Source organism: Pseudomonas sp. 300, from assembly GCF_055803035.1.
The window spans coordinates 524799-546301 of sequence record NZ_JAVLRV010000003.1 but is presented as its reverse complement, the minus strand read 5'-3'; the positions used below and the strand labels follow the sequence as shown (position 1 = coordinate 546301).

The 21503-nt window shown below is 62.3% G+C and carries 17 protein-coding genes; 11 read left to right on the top strand and 6 right to left on the bottom strand.

Translation table 11 applies throughout. The features are described from left to right. Nucleotides 1-9 precede the first annotated feature (9 nt). From Q7W83_RS27920 to tssA, 6 genes are all read right to left on the bottom strand, one after another. Nucleotides 10-450, bottom strand: a complete 441-nt coding sequence (locus Q7W83_RS27920; protein ID WP_150634605.1) for a hypothetical protein — start codon at nucleotides 448-450, stop codon at nucleotides 10-12. Next, nucleotides 447-905: a type VI secretion system amidase effector protein Tae4 gene (locus Q7W83_RS27915; protein WP_150638181.1), complete on the bottom strand. Its 459-nt coding sequence runs from the start codon at nucleotides 903-905 to the stop codon at nucleotides 447-449. Before Q7W83_RS27915 ends, Q7W83_RS27920 begins: the two co-directional genes overlap by 4 nt. Before the next feature lie 80 nt (nucleotides 906-985). Beyond that, the gene (locus Q7W83_RS27910) at nucleotides 986-1474 is read right to left on the bottom strand and encodes an Hcp family type VI secretion system effector (RefSeq protein ID WP_150634603.1); all 489 of its coding nucleotides are present in this window, start codon (nucleotides 1472-1474) and stop codon (nucleotides 986-988) included. 234 nt (nucleotides 1475-1708) lie between these two features. Beyond that, the gene (gene tssC, locus Q7W83_RS27905; protein WP_074872049.1) at nucleotides 1709-3202 is read right to left on the bottom strand and encodes a type VI secretion system contractile sheath large subunit; all 1494 of its coding nucleotides are present in this window, start codon (nucleotides 3200-3202) and stop codon (nucleotides 1709-1711) included. Nucleotides 3203-3217: 15 nt separating this feature from the next. After that, on the bottom strand, nucleotides 3218-3727 hold the full coding sequence (tssB, locus tag Q7W83_RS27900; protein WP_150634601.1) for a type VI secretion system contractile sheath small subunit: 510 nt from the start codon (nucleotides 3725-3727) through the stop codon (nucleotides 3218-3220). Between the two features lie 80 nt (nucleotides 3728-3807). Beyond that, nucleotides 3808-4833, bottom strand: a complete 1026-nt coding sequence (gene tssA / locus Q7W83_RS27895) for a type VI secretion system protein TssA (RefSeq protein WP_150634600.1) — start codon at nucleotides 4831-4833, stop codon at nucleotides 3808-3810. A gap of 403 nt (nucleotides 4834-5236) precedes the next feature. Here tssA and tagH point away from each other — a divergent pair, with 403 nt between their 5' ends. From tagH to Q7W83_RS27840, 11 genes are all read left to right on the top strand, one after another. After that, a complete protein-coding gene (gene tagH / locus Q7W83_RS27890) occupies nucleotides 5237-6643 on the top strand; it encodes a type VI secretion system-associated FHA domain protein TagH (protein WP_473658188.1) in 1407 nt (468 codons plus the stop codon). Between the two features lie 72 nt (nucleotides 6644-6715). Beyond that, nucleotides 6716-7222: a type VI secretion system lipoprotein TssJ gene (gene tssJ / locus Q7W83_RS27885; protein ID WP_473658186.1), complete on the top strand. Its 507-nt coding sequence runs from the start codon at nucleotides 6716-6718 to the stop codon at nucleotides 7220-7222. 15 nt (nucleotides 7223-7237) lie between these two features. Beyond that, nucleotides 7238-8572: a type VI secretion system baseplate subunit TssK gene (tssK, locus tag Q7W83_RS27880; RefSeq protein WP_150634597.1), complete on the top strand. Its 1335-nt coding sequence runs from the start codon at nucleotides 7238-7240 to the stop codon at nucleotides 8570-8572. Between the two features lie 6 nt (nucleotides 8573-8578). Continuing rightward, a complete protein-coding gene (locus tag Q7W83_RS27875) occupies nucleotides 8579-9877 on the top strand; it encodes a DotU family type VI secretion system protein (RefSeq protein ID WP_150638174.1) in 1299 nt (432 codons plus the stop codon). Beyond that, on the top strand, nucleotides 9874-13371 hold the full coding sequence (gene tssM / locus Q7W83_RS27870; RefSeq protein WP_473658184.1) for a type VI secretion system membrane subunit TssM: 3498 nt from the start codon (nucleotides 9874-9876) through the stop codon (nucleotides 13369-13371). The genes Q7W83_RS27875 and tssM overlap by 4 nt, the downstream gene beginning before the upstream one ends. Then, the gene (gene tagF, locus Q7W83_RS27865) at nucleotides 13371-14024 is read left to right on the top strand and encodes a type VI secretion system-associated protein TagF (RefSeq protein ID WP_150638173.1); all 654 of its coding nucleotides are present in this window, start codon (nucleotides 13371-13373) and stop codon (nucleotides 14022-14024) included. The genes tssM and tagF overlap by 1 nt, the downstream gene beginning before the upstream one ends. Further along, entirely contained in the window at nucleotides 14025-14756 is a 732-nt protein-coding gene (locus Q7W83_RS27860; RefSeq protein WP_191623775.1) for a PP2C family protein-serine/threonine phosphatase, read from the top strand. Beyond that, complete coding sequence (locus Q7W83_RS27855) at nucleotides 14753-17827, top strand: serine/threonine-protein kinase (protein WP_473658182.1); 3075 nt, start codon at nucleotides 14753-14755, stop codon at nucleotides 17825-17827. The genes Q7W83_RS27860 and Q7W83_RS27855 overlap by 4 nt, the downstream gene beginning before the upstream one ends. Further along, nucleotides 17827-18543 carry an ABC transporter ATP-binding protein gene (locus tag Q7W83_RS27850; RefSeq protein WP_150634687.1) on the top strand — a complete coding sequence of 239 codons (717 nt, stop codon included), beginning with the start codon at nucleotides 17827-17829 and terminating at the stop codon, nucleotides 18541-18543. Before Q7W83_RS27855 ends, Q7W83_RS27850 begins: the two co-directional genes overlap by 1 nt. Further along, nucleotides 18543-19736 (top strand): ABC transporter permease, encoded by a 1194-nt coding sequence (locus Q7W83_RS27845; protein WP_473658179.1) that lies wholly within the window; start codon nucleotides 18543-18545, stop codon nucleotides 19734-19736. The genes Q7W83_RS27850 and Q7W83_RS27845 overlap by 1 nt, the downstream gene beginning before the upstream one ends. Next, nucleotides 19729-21456: a formylglycine-generating enzyme family protein gene (locus Q7W83_RS27840; RefSeq protein WP_473658177.1), complete on the top strand. Its 1728-nt coding sequence runs from the start codon at nucleotides 19729-19731 to the stop codon at nucleotides 21454-21456. Before Q7W83_RS27845 ends, Q7W83_RS27840 begins: the two co-directional genes overlap by 8 nt. Nucleotides 21457-21503: the final 47 nt, after the last annotated feature.

The following is a 21503-nucleotide window of genomic DNA, read 5'->3' as shown; positions in this document are numbered from 1 at the left end:
TGAAGTCGCTTACCAAGTGAAAAGCGCTGTGTAGTCTTTCTGATCGCCTGCACCGCGCAAGCAACTGGCACTGGGTGCGACGATCGAAGGTTCGAGCTGGCCGTTGATTTGACGAATGGCGCGGTACTCGGACCGGCATTCACGACTGTTCGCTGGGTCAACGTTCACATGCAGCACGATCACGATCGGTACGTTGTTGAAGGATTCGACGTGAGGTTTGCCCTGTCGGTCGACAGCAAATTGGCAAGGCCATGGCATTTCGAGGGGCAGCACGCTCTGATCCGGTTTACGCAACACGCATTGCTGCTGATCGTTCTCCAGCATCAATCGTTGTCCGCCCAAGATGACGACTTGATCCACGGAAGCTGGAGTAGTTTCCTGGCTGGCACACGCCCACAGGCTCGGCAACACGCAGCACAATGCCGCCAGGTTTCGGCTGGATTTGATCATGTGAGCTCCCAGAACCAGATGGCTCTGGATTGGTAGGTAAGGTCGCTGTAACGGCCGATGGTAAAACCGCGATTCCAAAGGTCGATATGGTCGCCCGTGCGATTTTCTGCAGCTTCCCCAGGCTGCCGGAAACAGTCCTTGAAGAAGATGAGCCCGGTCTTGTCTTTCAACTTGCGGCGTTCTTCGGCACTTCCACCGAGAATCAGTGGCCGCCCCAGATGATGCTTCCATAACCAGTTCGCCAGCGACTCGGCTCCCCTGGCATGTTCATGCGCACATTTGGGTTCGGTATAGGTAGATTTGTTGATCTTGATGGTCCGCTCCGCATTGAGCGTCATGCTCATACGGATAGCGCACTGGTTTGCCCACGGACCGTCGCAAGGCTTTGCGTCAGGATGAGTAACCAGCAGATCGGAATACGCTTTCCACAAATTAATAAACGAAGGCTTGGCCATGACTCAGATACCGAAAAGGGGATGGTCGAAATTCGAGCAAGCACCAAAACCCCCGGCGCGCGGCGCCAGGGGGCTTCGCATCAACGCTTGGTGTTGGAACGGATATTCCAGCCGAACTTGATCGGGCCGCCGTCCTTGGTGCCGTCGGCTTTCTGCGGCTGGTAGTCGACCATCACCTGGGCAAAGTTCAGGGTGACGTTTTCGGTCAGGCGATCATCGCTACCCGAGCCGCCGGTGCTCAGGGAAGTGATCAGTACTTCTTCCAGGTTGATGATCATGTACTCGACCTGGCTTTCGCCGCCGGCCTTGCGCACGGTCAGCTTGACCTTGTCGATGTGCTTGCCGCTGGCGCAGTGCATCATCAGGTTCGGTGTGGCCTTGTCGACGTATTTGGTCAGCGACAGGTCCTGGATATTCACCTTGCCGGCACCGCCGCCGCTGCCCACGTGCATGTTGCCGGACTGAGCCATGCCCCAGCTCCAGTTCAAGACGTCGATTTCGTCCTTGTGGGCCTTGTCCATGGACTCGCCCTTGATGTCGCCGATCTTGATGAAAATATCAACAGCCATGTTTTCTCCCTGTGTGGTCTCTACCACATTGTTTGGTTGACGCCGACCTTGCGAAATCTGTTCAAAGCTACTGCAGAATCACGCTTTCTCGAGCCTGGTCCAATGCCAGTCAAGGCACAGAACCTGTGGGAGCCGGGCTTGCCCGCGATGCAGGCACTGCGGTTTTTCAGCAGAACCGCGTTGATGCCATCGCGGGCAAGCCCGGCTCCCACACAAGCGTGCCGCTGCAGTCTTTTATGCGCCTTTGGCCGAAGGCAGCTTGGATACCAGGCGCAGCGACACGGTCAGGCCTTCGAGCTGATAGTGCGGGCGCAGGTAGAACCTGGAGTTGTAGTACCCCGGGTTGCCTTCCACATCCTCGACGATCACTTCGGCCGCAGCCAATGGATGCTGAGCCTTGGTGGTTTCGGTGGAGTGCGCCGGATCACCGTCGACGTAGTTGAGGATCCAGTCCTGCAACCAGCGCTGCATTTCGTCCTTCTCTTTGAAGGAGCCGATCTTGTCGCGCACGATGCACTTCAAGTAATGAGCGAAACGGCAGGTGGCGAACAGGTACGGCAGGCGCGCGGCCAGGTTGGCGTTGGCGGTGGCGTCCGGGTCGTCGTACTCGGCCGGTTTCTGCAACGACTGGGCGCCGATGAACGCGGCGAAGTCGGTGTTTTTCTTGTGCAGCAGCGGCATGAAACCGTTCTTCGCCAGCTCCGCTTCACGGCGGTCCGAAATGGCGATTTCGGTCGGGCATTTCATGTCCACGCCACCATCGTCAGTCGGGAAGGTGTGCGCCGGCAGGTTTTCCACTTCACCGCCAGACTCCACGCCACGAATGCGCGAGCACCAGCCGAAGTGTTTGAACGAGCGGTTGATGTTCACCGCCATCGCGTAAGCGGCGTTGGCCCAGGTGTACTTGGAGCTGTCGGCACCGTCGGTGCTTTCTTCGAAGGCGAAGGCCTCCACCGGATCGGTCTTGGCGCCATACGGCAGACGCGCGAGGAAGCGCGGCATGGTCAGGCCGATGTAGCGCGAGTCTTCCGATTCGCGCAGCGAGCGCCAGCCGGCGTATTCCGGGGTGGTGAAGATTTTGGTCAGGTCGCGCGGGTTCGACAGTTCCTGCCATGAGCCCATGCCCATCACGGTCGGCGAGGCGGCGGCGATGAATGGGGCGTGCATGGCGGCGCAGACTTTCGACAGTTCGCCCAACAGTTCCACGTCTGGAGGCGACTGGTCGAAGTAGTAATCGCCCACCAGGCAACCGTAAGGTTCGCCGCCGAACTGGCCGTATTCTTCCTCGTACATCTTCTTGAAGATCGGGCTCTGGTCCCACGCGGTGCCCTTGAATTTCTTCAGGGTCTTGTGCAGATCATTCTTGGAGATGTTGAGCACGCGGATCTTGAGCTGCTCGTCGCTCTCGGTGTTGTTGACCAGGTAATGCAGGCCACGCCAGGCGCTTTCCAGTTGCTGGAAGTCGGGGTGGTGAATGACCTGATTGACCTGAGCGGTGAGCTTGGCGTCGATGGCGGCAATGATCGACTCGATCGACTTGATCGCGTCGTTGGACACCAGGTCGGTCTGCGCCAGGGCCTGTTCGGCCAGGGTGCGCACGGCGGTCTCGACGGCTTCGCGGGCACGGTCGGTCTTGGGTTTGAATTCTTGCAGCAGCAGGGAGGCGAACTCGCTGGCTTCTTCGGTGGTGCTCAGTGTCTGAGCGTCTGCACGTACTGAATCGGTCATGATCATTCGTCCTGATTAAGCCTGAGGCTCGGCTGGCTTCGGCGCACTGGCAAGCGCCTGGAGCAGCGCCGGATCCTTGATGGCCTTCATGATGATTTCTTCGGCGCCAATCTTGCCGTCCATGTAAGTCAGCAGGTTGGCGAGCTGGGTGCGTGCTTCGAGCAGCTTGTTCAGCGAGTCGACCTTGCGCGCCACGGCGGCAGGGCTGAAGTCGTCCATGCTTTCAAAGGTGATGTCCAGGCTCAGGTTGCCTTCGCCGGTCAGCTCGTTGGGCACGTGGAACGCGACGCGTGGCTGCATGGCCTTGAGACGCGAGTCGAAGTTGTCGACATCCACTTCGAGGAACTTGCGATCGGCCACAGGCGCCAGCGGCTCGGCGGGCTTGCCGGCGAGGTCTGCCATGACGCCCATGACGAAAGGCAACTGGACCTTTTTCTCGGCGCCGTAGAGCTCGACGTCGTACTCGATCTGCACTCGAGGCGCGCGGTTGCGCGCGATGAATTTCTGAGAACTTTGCTTCGCCACGTTGCTGCTCCTGGTCGCTTAAGCGACGGTGTTGGCGTCACCGATGGGACCGGTGACGTGACTGCGTGATCCGTTCGCTTTTATTCGCTGTCTGGTCCGCGCAGATTTTCAAATTGACTCATGCCGTCGGGAATCAGATTGCGCACGATGGCCGCAAAGTCGGCGTGCACCAGATTCTTCGCCCGGTTCAACAGCACCGGCAGCGGGCTGGAAGGCTCATGACGGGTGTAGTACGCAAGAATCCGGTCCAGGCTGCGCAGCACGTCGTCGCGGTTGTTGATCTCGCCAGTGCCGGTACTGCGCGGTGCGCTCGGTGCGGTGGCGTATTCAACCGGCGCGGCGCTGTCGTCGTCGAGGGTATCGGGCAGGGGGCTGTCGCCGCTCTGGGGGGCGAACTGGCCGAGGATCTGCAAGGCCATCTTGAGCGGTTGCTTCAATGGACCAAGGTCAACGCCCTGGGCGGAACCGATTTGTTCGCTGACCTGTTGCTCGATGGCCTCGGCGACGCTGCGAGCCTCGTGCAAAGCAGCGCGGGTGATTTCCAACTGTTCGGGATCGCTGTCGAGGAACGCCCCGGCGAGCTGCTCGGCGCCGAGGTTTTCGTCAGGGAAGCTTTGCAGGCCGCTGGCGTTGGCGGCGGCGCGCAGGCTGACAGGGCCAAAGGTACGCGAGCGGGCCAGGATGCTTTCGCGCAGCAGGCGAATGGTGGCATCGGACGTCAGGCCGGCGAGGGCATTGATGCGCACGGTGGGGTCGTTGTCGTCTTCGGCATCGAGGCGCGGATGCAGGTCGGCCCAGTATTGCTTGAGCAACTCGCTGATCAGTGTCAGGACGCGGGCCAGACCGGTGACGCCTTCGAGGGCAAGGGAGCTTTGCAAAAGGAAATGGGTGATACGCAGGTCTTTGCTGCGTTGCAACATCTCCAGGCTTCGCTGCTGGATGCTGCGCCATTCAGGAGGTTCGGCAGGCAATATCGAATCGCCCATGCTGCGCTCGGGCTTGCCTAGGGAATCGCGTTCCAGGTGCAAAAAATCCGCGTCATATTCCAGATCTTCGCCACAAGGCGAAGTCGCGGAAACGGCGGCGAGCAACAAAGGCACTTCCACTGAATTTGATCTCCATATCGCCCGCTCGAGAGTCGGGCAGTTCACATGTTAGTTCCAGGTGGAACTTCACATGTTCCTTGCGTGTAATGGCCCTTTAGATGCTTGGTGATCTTAAAGTGCCATCATGTATATTCAAGAAGTTGTGCATTTTTGGTGTAGTACTTATGGCTTGTCAAGGTAAGCTATTTCCTCTGTGTGACAGATGTGAGGTGCTTAACAACCCGCGCGACCGATAGGTCGAGGTAGGCACTGATGCAGGTTTTTTGTCACGTAAGCCGGTTAAGATCAGCAATCATGCTGGTAAAAAGGCCGTTTTCCAGGTTGTTTGCAAGGGTTGTCGGCGAGTAGCACGGGCGTAGAGCCCTCACTCGCCCGCGCGCAAAGTGTTTAGCAAGGAGGCAAGATGTCGCTGTGTTTGACTATCACTAGTTATCACAAAATTACCCCTGGTCAGTGCTCTGAAAAATCTATGAATCAGGGAGTGATGGCGATTGGCCGTAATTCTGATAATGACTGGATATTGCCCGACCCTGAGCGTTTGGTTTCCGGCAAACATTGCGTTATTCAATACAAAGATGGCCGCTATTACTTAACCGATAACAGCACTAATGGTGTGGAATTGGTTAAGGCCGGTATTCGTTTGCGCAAGGGAAACAGCGAGCCATTGCAAGATGGCGAAGTTATTCGCATCGGTGATTACGAAATCCAGGCGCGCATCGATTTCAGTCTGCCGGTGACTGACAGCAACCCTTTCGCCGATTCGTCCAACAGCTTCGAGGCCCTGATGGGGCGTCAGGGCGCCTTCGCGACTACTCCGACGTCGTTGCCCATGACACCACCTGCACATTTTCAGGGCGTATCGGCCATGGACACGATGCCGGACCTGTTCGACTTTCTGGCACCGACCACCGTCCCGCCGGCCACCCAGCCCGACCATGTCCCGGCCGAGCAGCACGACTTCCGCCCACCGACTCCGATTACCCACCCAACGCCTGTGATCGAGACTGCGCCGCTGACGTCAACGCCGGTGATTCCGGAAGATTGGGACCTGTTCAGCGACAAGCCTGCGCCGGTGACGGTTGCTCCCTTGCCTGTTGCAGAGGTCACGCCGCCCCTCCTGCCTCAAGTCAGCGCACCGATCGAGCCAGCACCCTTGCGCGAACCGCCCGCGGCCATCGTCGAGAGCCCGGTCAATCCGGTCAGCCCGGCCAATAATTCTCAACCCGACCTGTTGCAAGCCTTCCTGCGTGGAGCCGGGCTGGATCAGTTGCGCCTGGACAAGGCCCAGGCCGAAGCGCAGATGGAAAGCATCGGCCGCAGTTATCGGCTGATGGTCGAAGGCCTGATCGATGTCTTGCGCGCCCGCAGCAGTCTCAAGGGCGAGTTCCGCATTCAGCAGACGATGATTCAACCGGTGGAAAACAACCCGCTGAAATTCGCTCCCAATGTCGATGAAGCATTGCTGTTGCTGTTGCGCCACAGCAATCAGGCGTTCATGGCGCCGGACCTGGCGGTGCGCGACAGCTTCGATGACTTGCGTGCCCACCAATTGGCAGTGATGGCCGGTGTGGAAGCGGCGATCAAGCACCTGCTGGCGCGCTTCGAGCCGGCGCAACTGGAAGAGCGCATGGGCAAGCCCGGTGGCCTGTCGAGCATTTTCAATGGCTCGCGACAGGCCCAGTACTGGCAACAGTTCACCGAGCTCTACAGCAATATTTCCCGTGAGGCCCAAGAGGATTTCCAGGACCTGTTCGGTCGGGAGTTCAGCCGCGCCTACGAAGAACACAGTACGAGGCAGCGTCGCGGCTGAGCGCCGCCTTACAACGCCATTCATAGCAAAAAACGGAACAACGGATAGCTGAAACGTCATTGAGGACGCAGGATGATTCCCAGGTTTTTATTCGCAGTTGCCACCGCGCTTCTGCTGGCCGCGTGCGCAAAGGATACGGTCAAACCCGAGGCCGCTGAGGCCGAGGCCGACACCGCCGCCGTCGAGTTGCACTTCCACGCCATCGCCGGCCTCAACCCCGGCACCACCGGCCAACCGGCCCCGGTCCGGGTGCGCATTTTCGAACTGAAAAATGCTGCCACCTTCGGCCGTTCCGATTATTTCGCCCTGGCCGAACGGGCCCAGGCAACGCTCGGCGCAGATCTGATCGACCAGGACGAAGTGCTGGTCCAGCCCGGCCAGCAATTGAGCCTGCAACGCGACCTCGACCCGGCCACCCGCCACATCGGTGTGCTGGTGGGGTATCGCGAACTGGATCAGGCGCAGTGGCGCACGGTGATGAATGTCCCGCCGCGCCAGTACACCGAATACCAGATCAGCCTCGATGCGCGCGCCGTGCGCAGCGCCATCGTGGTTCCCCCATCCAGCCCTGCCCAATAAGCAATCGGAGCTCCCATGTCCTGGAACAATCGCGTGGTCTGGTCAGAAGGCATGTTCATTGGAACGCAGCATTTCCAACAGCATGACCGTTACCTTGAAAACCTCATCGATGCCCGAAGCCGCCCGTTGTCGGCCGGCGCCTGGGGTTTTTCCGAATTGCTGATCGATCAGGGGCTGTTGGCCCAGGGCAAACTGGCCATCATCTCGGCGCGGGGCCTGTTGCCGGACGGCACGCCATTTAACATTCCCCAGGATGACCTGGCGCCGAGCCCGCTGAATGTCGACGACAACCTGCGCGATGGTTTGGTGTACCTGGCCTTGCCGCTCAAGCGCGCCGGTGCCCGGGACACCGTTGATGACGGCGAAACCCTGGGCGCTGCGCGCTACGTGAGCCAGGTGCGCGAAGTACGGGACGACAACGCACCGTTCGAAAACCGTGCGCCGGTGGCCGTGGGTTCGAGGGCGCTGCGATTGTTGATAGCCGAAGATGGCATCAGCGACTACGCCGCCATCGGCCTGGTGCGAATCAAGGAGAAACGCGCCGACCGCGCCCTGGTGCTCGACGACACTTACGTTCCGCCGTTGCTGGATGTTTCCGCCTCCAAACCGCTGGCCGCGTTTCGCAGCGAACTGCTGGGCCTGTTGCACCAACGAGGCGAAGCCCTCGCCGGGCGGGTGGTGGCGTCCGGTGCCGGCGGTGCCTCGGAAATTGCCGACTTCATGCTGCTGCAACTGGTCAACCGCGCTCAGCCGTTGATCCAGCACTTGAGCCAGTTGAGTCCGTTGCACCCCGAGCGGTTCTACAGCGAACTGGTGAGCCTGGCCGGTGAGTTCTCGACCTTTACCGCTTCCGGGAGGCGACCGCAGGAATACCCGCAGTACCAGCACGATAACCTGGCGCTGAGTTTTGCGCCGGTGGTGCAAGCCTTGCGTGAAGCGCTCTCGATGTTGATCGACAGCAAGGCCACGCCGATTCCGATTGTCGAAAAAGCCTACGGCGTCCATGTCGCGATGTTGGCCGACAAGACCCTGCTCGACAGCGCCAGCTTCATCCTGGTGGTGCGCGCCGACGTGCCCGCCGAAACCCTGCGCGGCCACTTCGGCCAACAGAGCAAGGTCGGCTCGGTGGAGCACATCCGCAACCTAGTCAACCTGCAATTGCCGGGCATCGGCCTACTGCCGCTGCCGGTGGCACCACGGCAACTTCCTTACCACGCCGGCTCCACCTATTACGAATTGGACCGGGGCAGCGAGCATTGGCAGCAACTGGCCAACTCCGGCGGTTTTGCGTTCCACATCGCGGGGCAGTTCCCGGGGTTGAACCTGGCTTTCTGGGCGATCCGAGGATAAACCGCGATGAACAATGATGATCGTACCCAGTTCATGCCGACCCCCGGTGGTCGTGGCGCCGACCCGGTCCGCCCGGCGGCTGGCCGCGCCCAGCCCGCGCCGCTTTCGATGCCGGCTGCGCCGCTCTTGAGCGACAAAGCCGAAGGTCTCAACCCCCTGGAGAGCGCCGCTGGCCCGCTGCTGGCTCTGCTGACCCGCTTGCGCAACACCATCGCCCATCCGGCGCCGGCGAGCCTGCGGGCGCAATTGTTGGCCTACCTGCGCCAGTTCGAGGAGCGCGCCGAGGCCGCCGGCGTGGTGCGCAACGATGTGTTGCTGGCCCGTTACGCCTTGTGCACCGCCCTGGATGAAGCGGTGTTAAGTACGCCGTGGGGCGGCACCAGCGACTGGGGTAAACAGAGCCTGCTGATCACCGTGCACAACGAAGCCTGGGGCGGCGAGAAGGTGTTCCAGCTATTGGAACATTGTCTGCAAAGCCCCCGCGAACGTTTGTACCTGCTGGAGCTGTTGTACCTGTGCATGTGCCTGGGTTTCGAAGGGCGCTATCGGGTCATGAACGACGGTCGCAGCCAACTGGAAGCCTTGCGTGAGCGCACCAGTGCGGTCATCCGCAGCGCCCGTGGCGATTACGAGCGTGAACTCTCGCCCCATTGGCGCGGCGTCACCGTGGCCCGCGATCGGCTGGCGCAATTCATGCCGCCATGGATCGCCGTGGTCATCGGCGTGGCGTTGCTGCTGGCGCTGCTGTTCGGCCTGCGCTTGAAACTGGCTTCCGATGCTGAACCGGTGTTCAAGAACATCCATGCCCTGGGCGAAATCCCGGTGCAGGCCATCGACCGTCCGGTGGTGCAACCGAAACTGATCGAGCGCCCGCGTCTGGCAGGCTTCCTGGCCGATGAAATCAAGGCCGGTCGGGTGGCCGTGGAAGATGCCGTTGACCGTTCAGTGGTGACCATCCGTGGCGATGAACTGTTCGCCTCGGGCAGCGCCAGCGTCGTCGACAATTTCCAGCCGCTGATGCTGCGCATCGCCGATGCCATTCGCAAGGTCAAGGGTCAGGTCCGGGTGACCGGCCACAGCGACAATCGCCCGATTGCCACCCTGCGGTTTCCTTCGAACTGGGCCTTGTCCGAGGCCCGGGCCGCTTCGGTGCAGCAAATCCTCTCGGCCAAGACCGGCCAGCCTGAGCGTTTCAGCGCCGAAGGCCGTAGCGACACCGAGCCGCTGGCCTCGAACGCTACAACAGAGGGCCGCGCACGCAATCGTCGGGTCGAAATCACAGTATTGGCGGAGGGGGTCGAGTGAAGGCGTTTTTCAGTTTTATCATCCGCTGGGTCATCCCGCTGCTGGGGCTGATCGCCCTGAGCCTGATCATCTGGTTTGTCGGGCCGCTGTTCGAATTCCTGGTGCCCGAAGGTCGGCGCTGGGCGCTGATCGTTCTGGTGTTCGCGGTGTGGATTGCCTACCGGGTGTTTCACATCATCCAGGCCCGCCGTCAGGCCGCCGAAGTGATGCGCAGCCTGGCGGCGCAAACCCCGCCGGACCCGACCAGCATTGCCACGGCCGAAGAGCTTGAAACCCTGCGCCAGCGCATGGACGAAGCCCTGGTGCTGTTGAAGAAAGCCAAGCTGGGTGGTGACGAGCGCCGCAATCTCTACGAACTCCCGTGGTACGTCATCATCGGCCCGCCGGGTTCGGGCAAGACCACGGCGCTGGTCAATTCCGGGCTGCATTTTCCGTTGGCGGCGCAGTTGGGCGCCGGGGCGGTACGCGGCGTCGGTGGCACGCGCAATTGCGATTGGTGGTTTACCGATCAGGCCGTGCTGCTCGACACCGCCGGGCGCTACACCACCCAGGACAGCGACGCGACGGTGGATAAAGCCGCGTGGCTGGGTTTTCTCGGCCTGTTGAAAAAACAGCGGGCCCGGCGCCCGATTGACGGTGCGTTCATCGCCATCAGCCTCTCCGACCTGCTGCTGGGCAGCGATGCCGAGCGCGCCGCCCATGCCGCCGCGATCCGCCAGCGTATCCAGGAGCTGTACACGCAACTGGGCGTGCGTTTTCCGATTTACCTGATGCTGACCAAGCTCGATCTGGTGCCGGGGTTCATGGAGTATTTCGATACCCTGAGCAAGGAAGAGCGGACTCAGGTCTGGGGCATGACCTTTGCCCTGGACGACGGTAAAGGCAATGACAGCCCGCTGGCCCATCTGAAAAGCGAATTCGCCGGCCTCGAGCAGCGCCTCAACGATCGTTTGGTGGAGCGTTTGCAACAGGAACGCGACCCGGCGCGGCGCGATCTGATCTACGGCTTTCCGCAGCAGTTCAGCGCGTTGAAGGATTGCCTGCAAAGCTTCCTTGAGGGCGTATTCAAACCCAACGCCTTTGAAGAGCGGGTGCTGTTGCGCGGGGTGTATTTCACCAGCGGCACCCAGGAAGGCAGCCCGATTGACCGTCTGATCGGCTCCATGGCCGAGAGCATGAGCCTGGACCGCCAACATCTGGCGCGCCAGAACGGCACCGGGCGCAGTTACTTCATCGAAAAACTCTTCAGTGCCGTGGCCTTTGCCGAGCGTGGGCTGGTGGGAGTCAACCCGAAAGTCGAACGTCGGCGCAAGTGGATTGCCCGGGGCGTGTTGGCCTCGACCGTGGTTCTGGTGCTGGTGGTCGGGACCTTGTGGTGGGTCAGCTACCGCGCCAACCAAGCGTATATCGCGCAAGTCGATCAGAAAGTCGCGCCCCTGGGCCAGACCGTGCAAAACCTCAGCCCGGCCCAGCGGGACGTGCTCGCCGTATTGCCGTTGCTCAACGCGGTGAAGCACCTGGCCGGTGACGCGCCGAACTGGGCCGAAGGCCTGGGCCTGTTTCAGGGCGACATGCTTGAAGCCGAGTCCGCCAGCGTCTATCGCAAGCTGTTGATCGCGGTCTTCGCGCCACGCTTGCTCACGCGCATCGAAGAACAACTGCACGGCGGCGGCAATTCGGACTTCCTTTATGAAGGCTTGAAGGCCTACCTGATGCTCGCCGACAGCGAGCATTACGATGCCGACTTCATCAAGGCGTGGATCGCCCTGGACTGGGACCGCAGCCTGCCGCGCGACTTGCCGGCCGAGCAGCGTCTGGCCCTGGCGGAGCACTTGCAGGCGCTGTTCGAGCGCCATCCGCCCACCGCACGTCTGGACCCGCGCCTGATCGACGACCTGCGCCGACAGTTGCAACAACTGCCGGTGGCCCAGCGTGTCTATGACCGGGTCAAGCGGCAGAAACTGCCGGACGGCATTCCGGACTTTCGTATCAACGAAGCGGCCGGGCGCGATGCCGCGCTGGTGTTCAGGCGCAAGAGTGGCAAGCCGTTGGGCGAACCCTTGAGCGGCTTCTTCACGGCCAAGGGTTATCGGCAAGGGTTTTTACTCACCAGCCTGAACCAGACCGGCACCCTGGCCGAGGAGCAGTGGGTGCTTGGTCACGACCCGGCAGAACAACAGAACGTCGCCAGCCTGGCCGCCGACGTGCGCCGCCTGTATTTCCAGGATTACCAGCGTCAGTGGGACGCCTTGCTGGCTGATATCGACTTTGTGCCGATCACCAGCGTGGCTCAGGCCGCGGATGTGTTGCGGGTGATTTCCGGTCCGACCTCGCCGTTGAAAAAACTGCTGGTGGCGGTGGCGAAAGACACTGACCTGCAACAGGAAGATCGCCTGCTGGCCGCCAAGGGCGCGCCGGTGGAAGGCGGGGTCGACAAGCTCAAGGAGCGCCTGGGCACCTTGCTCGGCCAGGAGCAGGCGACGCAAAACACACCTGAGGCGAGTGACGATCCGATCACCGCGCATTTTGCCGAGCTCAACAGCATCGTCAGCAAGAACGACGGCGAGCCAGCGGCCATCGACGGCCTGCTGGCCGACATGAACGCCCTGTACGTGCAGGTCAGCGCCATGGTCGGCGCCAGCGGCGACGCCTTGCTCGGCGAAGCCAAGAACCAGGCCGCAGCGGCCGCGACACGGGTCAGCCTCAACGCCGAACGTCAGCCGCCGCTGGTACAGGGCCTGGTCAAGTCGGTGGTCAACTCCACCACCAACAGCATGATGGGCGGGGTACGCAATCAACTGAACGCGGCCTGGACCAGCGAAGTGGTGAACATCTACCGCCAGTCCCTGGCCGGGCGTTATCCGATGTCGCCGGGCAGTGCGCGGGACGCGACCCTGGACGACTTCGGCCAGTTCTTCGGCGTGGGCGGGGTGATGGACAACTACTTCCGCAAATACCTGCAGCCGTACGTGGATACCTCGACCCAGGCCTGGCGCTGGCAACCGGGCGCCGCGCAGAAGCTCGGTATCGCCCCGGGCGTGCTGCAAACCTTCCAGCGGGCAGCGACCATCCGGGATGCGTTTTTCCGTTCCGGCGGTACCCAACCGATGGTGCGCTTCGAACTCAAGCCAGTGGCGATGGACGCCACCATCAGCCAGTTTTTGCTTGACCTCGATGGCCAGCAATTGAGCTACGACCACGGCCCGAGCCGCCCGACCTCCATGCAATGGCCCAACCCCGGCAGCATCGGCGTGGTGCGGATCTCGATCATGCCGCCTTCGGCCAACGGTCGTTCCGGGATCACCCTGGACGGGCCCTGGGCCTGGTTCCGTCTGCTGGAGCAATCGGATCTGACGGCCGGCAATTCGCCGGATCGCTTCAACCTGCGACTGCGGGTCGACGGTGCCAGCGCCTCTTATGAACTGCGGGCCAACAGCGCCTTCAACCCGTTCAAGAGCCGCGTGCTCAGCGGTTTCAGCTTGCCGGAGCGGTGATGAACACGCCGGGCTTCTATGGAAAGTTGGCCAGCCGCGGGGATTTTGTCAGCCGAGGCTTGCCGCCGAGTTTTATCGGCCCCTGGGATTCGTGGCTGGCGGCGGGCCTGCTCGCCAGCCAGACCAGCCTCGGGGACCGTTGGCTGGATGCCTATCTGGTCAGTCCGCTGTGGCGCTTTATGGTCGGGCCCGGTGTATGTGGGCCGCAGGCCGCCGTTGGGGTGGTGATGCCGAGCATCGATCGGGTTGGCCGGTATTTTCCGCTGACCGTCGCGGTGCTGCTGGATCACGACGCTGATCCGGCGTCGGTGGTGGGCGGTCCGGATGTCTGGTTTGAACAGGTTGAGCAATTGCTGTTGAGCACGTTGAGCGTGGAGGCGAGCTTCGAAGCCTTCGGTGCAGGGTTGGAGACGCTGGGTAGCCCGGGGTGCCTGTCACGCATGCCAAGCAGCCGTTTTGCCGGCCTGCATCGCTTTGATGCCACTGACCCGAAGGCGCGAATGATCGCGCTTGCCGAACAGGCCTGCGAAGGCACAAGCCTGTGGTGGGGCCAAGGTTCGGAGCGTATCGCCCCCGCTTTATTGCGGTGTCAGGGCCTGCCTGTCGCCGCCGATTTTGCGCAATTTTTGCTCGGCCAAGAAGGTGTTGTGTAGATGCGCCTAACCGCTGGAAAAACCTTCAATTCTGCAAGCAAGAGCCATGTCGGCATGGTTCGCCAGGTTAATGAAGACGCTTGTCTGGACCTGCCGGAAAACGGCCTGTGGGTGGTCGCCGATGGCATGGGCGGGCACGCGGCGGGCGACTACGTCAGCAGTCTGATTGTCGATAGCCTGCGCCGAATTGCCTTAGGCCGTTCGCTGGATGAATACGTCGCGGCGCTGAAAAACGATCTGCTGCGAGTCAACGCCGCCGTGCGTGAAGAAACCGCCAACCGCGGCGTGACCATGATGGGTAGCACGGTGGTGGTGTTGGCGACGCGTGACTTGCGCGGGGTGTGCCTGTGGGCGGGTGACAGCCGCTTGTATCGCCTGCGCAACGGCCTGCTTGAAGGTATCTCGCGGGACCACAGTTACGTTCAGGATTTGCAGGACAGCGGCCTGCTCAGCGAAGCCGAAGCCCGAGTGCATCCGCGGGCCAATATTGTCACCCGCGCCATCGGGGTCGATGCGCAACTGGACCTGGCGATGGTCGAGCTGCTGTTGATGCCCGGCGACAGTTACCTGCTGTGCAGCGATGGGTTGAACAAGACCGTCGAGGACCATGAAATCAGCGAGGTGCTGAGCCACGACGAGCCTGGGGAGATCGCCAGCAGCCTGGTGTCCCTGGGCCTGATGCGCGGCGCTCCGGACAACATCACCGTCATCGTCGTGAAGGTGCCTTCATGAACCCCACCGTGAACATTCTGATCCCCGGCTACGACATCGGCGATGAGATCGGCGAAGGCGCCATGGCCAGCGTTTACCTCGCGACCCAGCGCTCGCTGGAACGCAAGGTGGCATTGAAGATCATGGCCGCCGCGCTGGCGGCCGACCCGAGCTTCTGCGAGCGCTTCCTGCGTGAAGGCAAAACCCTGGCGCGCCTGTCTCACCCGCATACGGTCACCATCCATGACATCGGCAATGTCGGTGAGCTGTATTACATGGCCATGGAATACCTGCCCAACGGCACGCTCAAGGAGCGTATCGCCGCCGGCCTGACGCCGGAGCAGGGCCTGATCTACATCCGCCAGATCGCCTCGGCCCTGGGCTATGCCCATGGGCTGGGGCTGGTGCATCGCGACGTCAAACCGGCGAACATTCTGTTCCGTGCCGATGGCACGGCGGTGCTCTCGGATTTCGGCATCGCCAAGTCCCTGGACGACCGCACCCAATTCACCCAGGCCGGTTTCGCCGTCGGTACTCCCAGCTACATGAGCCCGGAACAGGCACGCGGCCAGGACATTGACGGCCGGGCCGACCTGTATGCGCTGGGCGTGGTGCTTTACGAAATCCTCGTCGGCAAGCTGCCGTACACCGGCAACGACGCGCTCTCCACGGCCCTGGCGCATTTGACCGAACCGTTGCCGGAGCTGCCGGTGCACCACGGTCGTTATCAGGACGTGCTGCGCAAGCTGTTGGCCAAGGATCCGGCGGAGCGTTTTGCGGACGCGGCAGCGCTGTTACAGGCGCTGGATAATCTGCCCAAGGCATCGGTTGAAGTTGAAGCGACCTTGATTCAGCCGTTGGCGATTCCGGTGTCGCTGAAATCGACCGGCGATGACCTGGCGGGATTGACGCCGGTGTCCATCGACATACCCAGCGGCCCCGCGCAGCCTCAATCCCGAACTGCGCCAGTTCCGCCGACCGTCAAGCCGACGCCGCAGTCCTCGATCTCGGAGCAGCGAAAGGGCCCCGTGTTCGCACTCGCTGCCGTCGCGGTGGCCGTGGCGCTGGCCTTGGGCGGCATGGGTTATTGGTGGTTGGGCAGTGATGCTGAAGTCGATGCCGACGTGAAGACGCCGGTGGTTTCAGCACCGACGACCTCTACACCCCCGCTCAATACGGCGCCCGCCATGCCACCATCGATGAAGCCAGCCGTGGCGGCGACGGAGGTCGATGGCGGTCAGCGTCCGCTGCTGATGGCCGGCAAAAAAACCTTGTTCCAGCGGGTGCTCAGCAAGCCGGGGGCGAAGCTCGCCAGCGAAGCGGGGGGCGCGCCTGACAAGGCCTTGCCGGCGTTTTCCGTGCTTTACGTCTATCAACGCAAAGAGGTTGATGGCAGCCCGTGGCTGCGGGTCGGCGCCGCCACCGACGGGCGCAGTGACGGCTGGTTGCCGGCCGCGCAGGTCAGCGACTGGAAGCAGAGCCTGGTGCTCAAGTTCACCGAACGCTCCGGTCGTGCGCCGGTGATGTTCCTGCGTCAGCCCGGCGACGTGGAGAAGCTGCTGGCCGATCCGTCGGCGGCCAAAAACCTGCTGCTCAAGACCCAGCAGAACCCTGAAGACAATCAACGCGTGCTGGCCCTGGAACCGGCGGCCAGCGCGGTGCCGCAGAACCAGTTTTACCTGTTGCCGATCTTCGATTCGCGCGAGAGCTTCGATGAAAACGGTCAGCCGGTGCAGTTGCTGAACGTGGCGTCCATCGACCCCGGTAATGCTCCGAAGGTCGCTGCCAGCAACACGCCAATCACTACCGCTAACGCCGACGCGTTCCGCACCGCCGTGGTGCTGGTGGTCGATACCACCGTGTCCATGCAGCCCTACATCGATCAGGTGCGCGACGTCGTGCACGAACTGCAAACCCGCATTGCCGGGCGCGGCGAGCAGGACAGCGTCAGCTTCGGACTGGTGGGGTTTCGCAGCAGTATCCAGAAAACCCCGGGCCTGGAATACGTCGCCAAAACCTTGATCACCCTGGAGCAGGGCCGCGACCCGCAGCGCTTCATGGACCTGGCGCGGCAGGTCAAGGCGTCCACGGTTTCCAGCCATTCGTTCAACGAAGATGCGTTTGCCGGTGTGATGGAAGCAGTCGAGGGCATGGACTGGCACGGTTATGGCGGGCGCTTGATCCTGTTGGTCACCGATGCCGGTGCCTTGCGCAAGAACGACCCGTATGCCGCCACGCAAATGAACGAGGCCGAAGTGCGTCAGGCAGCGCTGGGCAAGCAGATCAAGATCTACGCCTTGCACCTGCTCAGCGATGCTGGCAAGAAAACCCACGGTGGTGCGCAAAGCCAATATCGCACCCTGACCGCCGATGCCAATCCGCAGATCGGCGACCTGTACATTCCGGTGCCGGGCGCCGATGTGCGCAAGTTCGGTGAGCGGGTGGACGAGATCGGTTCGGTGTTTGCCGACCTGGTGCATCAGGTGCGTAGCAACAAGCCGCAAGCCGTGCCGCTGCTGAGCGCCGCGCCGAGTCTGAGCGACAAATCGGCGGCCGTCGGCTACGCGATGCACATGGACTTCCTGGGGCGTAAAGCCGCCAGTCAGGCGCCGCAACTGGTCAGCGCCTGGACCGCCGACCGCGACCTGACCAACTCGGCACTGCCGGCGTTTCAGGTGTGCGTGATGCTGACCAAATTGCAGCTCAACGACTTGCAGCAATCGCTGAAACTGATCGTCGATGCCGCCCGCAAGACCCAGACCTCGCCGAAGAATTTCTTCCAGGAAATCGCCAGCGCCAGTGCCTACATGAGCCGCGATCCTTCGGCGTTGCGCAAGGGCGGCAACCTGGCCGATGGCGGGGTTCTGGGTGAGTACCTGGAAGGGCTGCCCTACCGCAGCAAGTCGTTGAGCATGACTCAGGACTTGTGGCTTTCCCTGAGTGTGGCCGAGCAGGAAGACTTTATCGACGAGCTGGATTCGAAAATCCGCCTCTACGAAACCTTCCACAACGACCTGGCCAACTGGGTGCGTTTCGGCGATGCCGAACCGGGTGATGCCTTGTACCGCGTTCCGTTGTCGACGCTGCCGTGATGCTGAACATGAGCGCGGTGCACAAAAGCCGGGGCGCCGGCAGCCAGCGCTACAGCCTGGTGATTCCACGGCTGCAACTGCGTGCCGGTGAACAACTGGCGGTGGTCGGTCCCAGTGGGTGCGGCAAAAGCACGTTGCTCGATTTGCTGGCGCTGGTGCTGGCTCCGGATCAGGCCGGACAGTTCGATTTTGCGCCCGACCAAACCAGGACGGACATCACCGGGCTGTGGCGTGCAGATGCTCAAAGTGCCTTGGCGGACCTGCGCCGCCGGCACTTGGGCTACGTGCTGCAAACCGGTGGCCTGCTGGGTTTTCTGGACGTGCGCGGCAACATCGATCTGTCGCGAAAACTGCTCGGCTTGAAAGACGACGGCAGCGTGGATCGCCTGGCCGGGGCATTGGATATCGCCGAGCAACTGGGCAAAAAACCGGGCGACTTGTCCGTCGGTCAACGGCAACGGGTGAGTTGCGCCCGCGCCCTGGCCCATGGACCGCGTCTGCTGCTGGCCGATGAACCGACCGCCGCCCTCGATCCGCTGAACGCGGAACGCGTGATGCAGTTACTGGTGACCCAGGCCCGCGAACACGGCGTGTGCTGCGTTGTCGCCACCCACGACGAGTCGCTGGCCCGCGCCAGCGGTTTGCAGGTGCGGCGCATCAGTTGTCGTCGCGACGTCGATGGCGGTGTCACCGCCACCCTCGGGGAGGCCTGCTGATGCGCGCGCTGGTGGCTTCCCTTGCCTGGCAGGATTACCGCAACGATGCGTGGCTGTCGGCCTGTTCGGTTCTGGCGTTGGTGGCGGTGGTCGCACCGCTGTTGGTGCTGTTCGGCTTGAAATTCGGCCTGGTCAGCAGTTTGACCGAGCGCTTGGAAAACGACCCGGCCACCCGGGAAGTCATCCCCTTGGGCGGCGGCCGGTTCAGCGCCGCGTTTATCGAACAATTGAGCCAGCGCAGCGACGTGGCTTTCGCCTTGCCGCGCACCCGGCAAATTGCCGCGACGGCGGATCTGACCGCTGACGCTGCGACGGTAACCGTCGAAATGATCCCCACCGTTGCCAACGACCCCTTGCTCGGCAGTCTGCCGGTGCCCCAAGGGTTGGATCAGGTGCTGCTCAGCCAGACCGCCGCGGAAAAGCTCGGGGCCAAGGCCGGTGATTGGCTGCAGGCCAGTTTCGGCCGGCAGGTGGCCGGTCGTGGTGAGGCGCAGCGCACTCGCGTCCAGGTGCTGCACGTTCTGCCGCTGGAAGCCTTCGCCCGGGACGGATTGTTCGCGCCGTTGACGTTACTGGAAGCGGCTGAAGATTACCGGGACGGGCGCGCCGTGCCAGCGTTCGGTTGGCCGGGAGATGCGGCAGGCGTGTTGGCGCAGCGGGTGTATCCGGCGTTTCGCCTGTATGCCCGCAGCCTCAAGGATGTCGAGCCGCTGCGTCAGTACTTCGCTGCGCAGAACCTGCTGGTCTCGACCCAGGCTCAGACCATCGCCCAGGTGCAATCGCTGAGCCGCAACCTGTCGATCGTGTTCTGGATCATCGCCGGGTTGGCCTTGGCGGGAGCGTTCGCGGCGATTTTTGCCGGCGCGTTGGCGGCAGTGGAGCGCAAGCGCCGAGAGTTGTCAGTGTTGCGCCTGCTGGGGTTTTCCACGGCAGCGTTGCTTTGGTTTGTGGTGTTGCAGGCGCTGTACAGCGCCGGCCTTGCCGCCCTGTTGAGTGCCGGGCTGTATGGCCTGGCGCAATCGGGCCTGAACCATTTATTTGTGCAGATGCCAGGCGAGTACGCCAGCCATCTGCTGGCGCGTCACTACGCGTTGGCCCTGGTGGCCGTGCTCGGCGTCAGCGCCGTGGCAGCGGCCTGTGGTGGCTGGCGAGTGGCGCGTATCCAGGCGTTTGAAGGAGTCAGAGATGTATAAGTTACTGGGCGCCGCCGTGGCGCTGAGCCTGGCCAGCATGGTCTGGGCTGATGAAAGCACAGACAAACTGGACAACCCCAAGCCGTTGCCCGATGACGTCAGCCTGCCGCTGCCGTGCGAAGGGCAGATGGTATTCCGCTACGTCTACATTCTGGCCCAGGGCACTCTGGACGACCGCGAGATCAGCCTCGGCTATCCATTCAGTGAGGGCGAGGCCGGTTATCAACAGTCGTTCATCTCCGGTTACCGCCGGGACTTTATCAACGGCCAGTTCACCCTCAAGGATCTGCCCAAGGGTTGGGGCAAGACCATCACGCCGTTGATGCCCAAGACTGACGCCAAGACGCCGCTCAAACCGATGCTCTATTTCATCGGCAAATACGAAGTCACTGCCCGCCAATACGCCCAGGTCATGGCCCAGGCGCAATCGTTGGCCAGCGGCGAGCCGGCGCCGGCCTGCGAGGCGTTGCAAGCCGAGGCGCCGCAAGGCATGGCCGGGCGTTTGCCCAAAGTGAAATTGTCGCGATTCGAGGCCGAACGCTTTTCGGCGGTGTACAGCGCCTGGCTGATGAAATACCACAAGGACCTTCTACCGGTGAGCGGTCGTGGCACCTCGGCTGAAGAGGGCGGGCTGGGTTTCGTCCGGTTGCCGACCGAGGTTGAATGGGAATTTGCGGCCCGTGGCGGGCAAGCCATTAGCCGTCAAGACCTGGAAGGGCGCCTGTTTCCCCGTCGTCTGGAAGGCAGCGACAGTGACGGGCCACTGGCGGACTGGGCCGTCTTCAATCAGGTCGCCGGCGGCACCGGCCAGGCAGCGCGTCTGATGCCGATCGGCACCAAACTGCCAAACCCCATCGGCCTGTTCGACGTGATCGGCAACGCCGCCGAGATGGTCCAGGAGTCCTTCCAGCTAGTGCATGCCGGACGCCGTCAGGGCACCTACGGTGGCTTCGTGGTCAAGGGCGGCAATTACCTGGAAGGCGAGGGCACCTTGTTCACCGGGATGCGCCGTGAGTACCCGCTGTTCGCCGCCGACGGCACCGAGCAAAACAACGAAACCACCGGGTTCCGGGTCGCGATTGGCGCGTTGTCGGCGCCACGTTCGCGCTACAAGGAGCTGTTTGCCCAATGGCAGAAAGAAGGTCGGCTGGCTTCGCTGACCGATGCCATCGACGACGCCCAGGACCCGACCAAACGCCTGGACAGCATCATCGCCGCCAGCATCGACCCGCGCCTGCAAGCCGAGTTGGGGCTGGTCAACGAAGAGCTCAAGCGCAACGTCTCGCTCATCGCCCAGCAGCGCGAGGAAGCGGCCGGCAACCTGATCCAGTCGGCGGCCCTGGTGGCCGAAACCGTCAACAACTACAACATTCGCCTGACCAATTTGCAGAAGAGTCGCCAGCAGGCCGTGGACGCCAAGGACGAGGCCAGCGCCAAGCTGTTCGCCACAGCCATCGCCAACGGCCGCAGCGCGCTGGACGGCGCAGTGGCGATTTACATCGACAACCTGGCAACTGGCACGCGCTATACCGATGCCGTGATCCAGGCGCAGTTTCAACGCATCAAGGAAGAGTTGGATCGCAAGCCGGTACTGGGCAAGAGCCTGGTCACGCGCGCGACGTTATTCGTTCGCCATGTCGGTGATTATCGTCAGCAACGACGAGCCGACCCGGCGGCGATATTGAAGGAATTGCTCGCATCGAACGCTCAGCGGTCTTGATCGTTCGTTGTACAGCGAGCTTGGAAGGGACTCAGGCGGCGGTGGGC